The organism is Micromonospora maritima (assembly GCF_902825405.1).
Classification (GTDB): Bacteria; Actinomycetota; Actinomycetes; order Mycobacteriales; family Micromonosporaceae; genus Micromonospora; species Micromonospora maritima.
Genome location: NZ_CADEAU010000519.1, coordinates 1 through 3,580, shown reverse-complemented (window position 1 = coordinate 3,580; position 3,580 = coordinate 1). Strand labels below are relative to the sequence as shown.

At 72.9% G+C, this 3,580-nt stretch carries 4 protein-coding genes; 3 read left to right on the top strand and 1 reads right to left on the bottom strand.

Annotated elements, in window-relative coordinates:
- The 3 genes from HUW36_RS28275 to HUW36_RS28265 all read left to right on the top strand — a co-directional run.
- Positions 1-848 (top strand): HRDC domain-containing protein (locus HUW36_RS28275; RefSeq protein ID WP_174530918.1); only part of this gene is annotated, 848 nt, incomplete at its 5' end.
- A 130-nt stretch (positions 849-978) separates the two neighbouring features.
- A complete protein-coding gene (locus HUW36_RS28270; protein ID WP_174530917.1) occupies positions 979-1,233 on the top strand; it encodes a hypothetical protein in 255 nt (84 codons plus the stop codon).
- A 128-nt stretch (positions 1,234-1,361) separates the two neighbouring features.
- On the top strand, positions 1,362-1,727 hold the full coding sequence (locus tag HUW36_RS28265; RefSeq protein WP_091262418.1) for a WhiB family transcriptional regulator: 366 nt from the start codon (positions 1,362-1,364) through the stop codon (positions 1,725-1,727).
- Between the two features lie 305 nt (positions 1,728-2,032).
- Here HUW36_RS28265 and HUW36_RS28260 read toward each other — a convergent pair whose 3' ends face one another.
- Positions 2,033-3,379: an ABC1 kinase family protein gene (locus tag HUW36_RS28260; RefSeq protein ID WP_174530916.1), complete on the bottom strand. Its 1,347-nt coding sequence runs from the start codon at positions 3,377-3,379 to the stop codon at positions 2,033-2,035.
- Positions 3,380-3,580: the final 201 nt, after the last annotated feature.

Below are 3,580 nucleotides of genomic sequence, written 5' to 3'. Positions count from 1 at the left end.
CCCCGGCCGGCGGCGCGGCGCGCGAGCGCTGGGAGGCGCTCGCCGCGCTGGTCCAGCTCGCCGAGGAGTACGCGGCCACCGCCGAGGTGCTGCCGATCGGCGAGGCGGCGGCGGTGGAACGTCCGCGTGGCCTGGCCGACTTCACCGAGGAACTCGCCCGGCGGGCCACCCAGCAGCACGTGCCCACGGTGGAGGGGGTCACGCTGGCCTCGCTGCACTCGGCGAAGGGCCTGGAGTGGGACGCCGTGTTCCTGGTCGGCCTCGCCGAGGGCACGCTGCCCACCACGTACGCGAAGACGCCGGAGCAGGTCGAGGAGGAGCGGCGGCTGCTCTACGTGGGGATCACCCGGGCCCGGGAGTGGCTCTGGCTGTCGTACGCGGCCGCGCGCTCGCCCGGCGGCCGGGCCCGGCGCCCGTCCCGCTTCCTGCCCCAGCTGGACCGCTCGGGCGGCGGCGAGCGGGCCGGAGCCGGTCCGGCCCGGCGGGCCGAACGGCGGCGGCCCCAGGTGGTCTCCTGCCGGATCTGCGGTGCCACGCTGCTCGCCGGCGCGGACCGGAAACTGGGCCGCTGCCCGACCTGCCCGTCCGACCTGGACGAGGAGCTGTACGAGCGGCTGCGCGAGTGGCGGCAGCGGGTGGCCGGGGCGCAGAAGGTGCCGGCGTACGTGGTGTTCACCGACGCCACGCTCACCGCGCTCGCCGAGCGGAAGCCGGCCCGCACCGAGGACCTCGTCGCGATCGCCGGGATCGGGCCCCGAAAAGTCGGGCTTTACGGGGATACGGTGCTGGCCCTGGTGGCCGGGGCGGCGGTCGACGACGTCTGCCCGCAGAAAACTTTCGAAAACTAGCCTTAAATCGTTTGCCCTCGCCCGCGGGCGAGGAATAGCCTCAGGACACACCTCGCGAGCAGCGCCGTTCTGGCTGCTCAAGGGGGATGAGTCCATGGTCGGCACGAGGAAAGTCAGGGAGGTGGCACCAATGGAGATCTACACCTGCGAGCGTCCGGCGGCGATGCCAGCTGCCGGCGTTCCGCTGTCGGCCGTCCGGGTGGCCCTCGCCGCTCGGCCGTCGGCTCCGCAGGCGCACCAGGTCCGGGTTCAGGCCGAGCTGAACCTGACCGTCGCGCCGCTCACCGGAGTCGAGGGGACCAGTGGCTTCACGGGCATGGGCATCGATGGCGGCAAGAAGCGCACCGATGTCCGCGGCGTTCCACCTCGAGGTAGACCGGTCTGATCCAGACCACCGGCTCACCTCGAGGCCGCGGAACCCGCATACCGGGATCCGCGGCCTCAGTTTTTTGCCCGTCGAAGTACGTCGGAATGCGATCCACGAGATCGAAGTGAGAGAGAGGTGACCGGAGGATGAGTCTGGCGTTGGCCCCACTCGACGTGAGCGTCGAGGTGGAGGCGAACCTGCCCTGCCGGAAGTTCGACCCCGACCTGTGGTTCTCCGACTCGCCCGCCGAGCTCGAGCTGGCCAAGTCGCTCTGCGGGGACTGCCCGCTGCGCGTCGAGTGCCTGGCCGGGGCGGTGGAGCGGGCCGAGCCCTGGGGCGTCTGGGGCGGCGAGATCTTCGAGCGTGGCGCGGTCGTCCCGCGCAAGCGGCCCCGTGGCCGTCCGCGCAAGGAGGACCTCGCCCGTGACGCCCAGCTCCGGGTCGAGGCGGAGGCGCGACTGGCGGCCAGTGGGCTGTCCGAGTCGCGTAGCTCCGTCCGGCTGGCAGCCTGACACACCTGCGTTCCGAAACCCACCGAAGCCGGTGTCCCTCCACCGGCCGAACGAGAGAGAAACCGATGCTGCACCTGCCGAACGGAACCGAGATGCAACTACTCCACGAAGCGTTGTCCAGGGCTCGAATGCGCCGGCCTCAGGCCGGTCGCACCACCACGAGCACTGAGGCAGCCCGTTCCGCCCGTACCGTCGCCATGCGGGGTCGTAGCCAGTCGGCCCGCGACCTGGGCGTTCTCTAGTACCACCACGATGACGGAAGGGGCGGTGACTCCGATGGTCACCGCCCCTTCGACGTACCCGCGTCAGGCCACCGGCGCGAAGCCCGGCAGCCAGCGTTCCAGGATCGCCCGGTAGGACGCCTTCGCCTCCAGCTGGCACAGCACCCCGATCGAACCCAGCGTGACCCGGTGGATCATCAGGTACGACGGCGGCAGGTTGAGCTGCCGGCTGAGCTGGTAGGCCGGGGAGCGGGGGCTGGCCAGCCGGGCCGCCTCGGCGCGCAACCAGGCGCGGGTGAAGCGGAACTCCTCGGCGGCGATCGGCTCCAGCATCGGCCGCAGGAAGTCGAGCACGCCCTGGGCGTCGATCGGCTCGGTCCGGCTGACGAAGCCCTCGGCGCGCAGCCCGTCCACCACGCCGTCGGCATCCCCGCGCAGCGCGAGCGCGGCGATCCGGCCGATCGGCTCGGGCGTGCCCTCCGGCATCCGCGCCACCGCGCCGAAGTCGATCACGCCGAGGCGGCCGTCGGGCAGCAGCCGGAAGTTGCCCGGGTGCGGGTCGGCGTGCAACAGCCCGGCCCGCTCCGGCGCGGAGAGGTGCAGCTCGGCCATCAGCCGTCCGGCCTCGTCGCGCTGCTCCTCGGTGCCCTCCCGGATGATGTGGGACAGCGGGATGCCCTCGACCCACTCGGTGATCAGCACCCGGGGCGCGGCGTCGAGCACCTCCGGGATGTAGATGTCCGGGTCGTCCGCGTACGCGGCGGCGAAGGCACGCTGCGACTCGGCCTCCAGCTCGTAGTCCAGCTCCTCGGTGATCCGCTCGCGCAGCTCGGCCAGGAGCGGCTTGACGTCCAGCCCCGGCTGGATGGCCCGGAACATCCCGCCCAGGCGGGAGAGCTGCTTGAGGTCGGCGAGCAGGGCCTCACCGGCGCCCGGGTACTGGATCTTCACGGCCACGTCGCGGTGCCGGGGGCCGCCGTTCGGCCCGTACCCCGGGTCGCGCCAGACCGCGCGGTGCACCTGGCCGATGCTGGCCGCGGCGGCCGGGGTGTCGTCGAAGGAGACGAACCGGTCCCGCCAGTCCGGCCCGAGCTGCTCGGCGAGCACCTTGTGCACGGTCGCCACGGGCAGCGGCGGGGCGGCCTCCTGGAGCTTGGTGAGCGCCTGCCGGTAGGGGGCGGCGACCTCCTCGGGCAGCGCGGCCTCGAACACCGACAGCGCCTGGCCGAACTTCATCGCACCGCCCTTGAGCTGCCCGAGGACGCTGAACAACTGCTCGGCCGTGCGCTGCTGGATCTCGGCGGAAATGACGTCGGACGCGAGCCCGGTGACCCGCTTGCCCATGCCCAGGACGGTTCGACCGGCGAATCCGAGCGGCAGGGCGGCGAGTTTGGCGGTGCGGGACACGGCCCGGCGCGGGATGTCGGTCACTTGGCCATTGTTACCGACGCGAGGGGCTCGCTGCTGCCGTGCGGCCGGGTGCGGGTGGGGCCGACCGGATCGGGCGACGCCCCGCGCAGCCGCAGGAGGGGTGCGGCGACCACCGGCGGTGTCGGACGCGGCCGGCGCCCCGGACCTCCACCGCGCCGCCCAGTGTCTCCGGCGTACCCCCGTCGAGCTGGGCCAGCGCCT

Excerpts from the sequence above, each read along its gene's own strand:
- HUW36_RS28270 (WP_174530917.1), top strand. The coding sequence starts at position 979 with ATGGAGATCTACACCTGCGAGCGTCCGGCGGCGATGCCAGCTGCCGGC.
- HUW36_RS28265 (WP_091262418.1), top strand. The coding sequence starts at position 1,362 with ATGAGTCTGGCGTTGGCCCCACTCGACGTGAGCGTCGAGGTGGAGGCG.